General features: G+C 64.0%; 1 protein-coding gene. It reads left to right on the forward strand.

The features are described from left to right. The coding region (locus H4281_RS45025) for a PHP domain-containing protein (RefSeq protein ID WP_182896956.1) at positions 1–938 on the forward strand (938 nt) is incomplete at both ends.

The raw sequence follows: 938 nt of genomic DNA on the forward strand, positions 1-938 counted from the left end.
GTCCACCTGCACGTCCACACTGAGTACTCGATGCTGGACGGTGCGGCGAAGATCGGTCCTCTTTTCGCGGAGGCGGCCCGGTTGGGGATGCCTGCGGTGGGGATGACCGATCACGGGAACATGTACGGCGGGGACGAGTTTTATCAGACGTCGAAGAAGCACGGGATCAAGCCGATCATCGGGATCGAGGCGTATGTCGCGCCGGAAAGCCGGTTTCACAAGAAGCCGGTGTTCTGGGGGCAGGCGTCGCAGCGGGGGTCGGACGAGTTCGGCGAGGGCGGCGATGTGTCGGGCGGCGGTGCGTATACGCACATGACGATGGTGGCGGGGAACGCGACGGGGTTGCGGAATCTGTTCAAGCTGTCGTCGCTGGCGTCGATTCAGGGGTATTACCGCAAGCCGCGGATGGATCGTGAGCTGATCGCGGAGAACGCGGAGGGGATCATCGCGACGACGGGGTGTCCGTCGGGCGAGGTGCAGACCCGGTTGCGGCTGGGGCAGCGGGAGGCGGCGATCCAGGCGGCTTCGGATTACAAGGACATTTTCGGGGCGGGGAATTTTTTCCTGGAGTTGATGGATCACGGTTTGCCGATCGAGCGGTCGGTGCGGGAGGGGCTGCTGGAGATCGGGAAGCTGCTGGACCTGCCGCCGCTGGCGACGAATGATTCGCATTATGTGACGAAGGACCAGGCGGACACGCATTCGGCGTTGTTGTGCGTGCAGGCCGGGAAGACGTTGAACGATCCGACGCGGTTCAAGTTCGACGGGGACGGCTATTTCCTGAAGTCGGCGGAGGAGATGCGGGAGTACTGGGACAAGGAGGTCCCGGGGGCGGCGGACAACACGCTGCTGATCGCGGAGCGGGTCGAGTCGTACGAGGACGTGTACACGCACAAGGACCGGATGCCGGTCTTCGACGTCCCCGAAGGCCACACCGA

Source organism: Amycolatopsis dendrobii (assembly GCF_014145675.1).
In the GTDB taxonomy this organism is placed as follows: domain Bacteria; phylum Actinomycetota; class Actinomycetes; order Mycobacteriales; family Pseudonocardiaceae; genus Amycolatopsis; species Amycolatopsis dendrobii.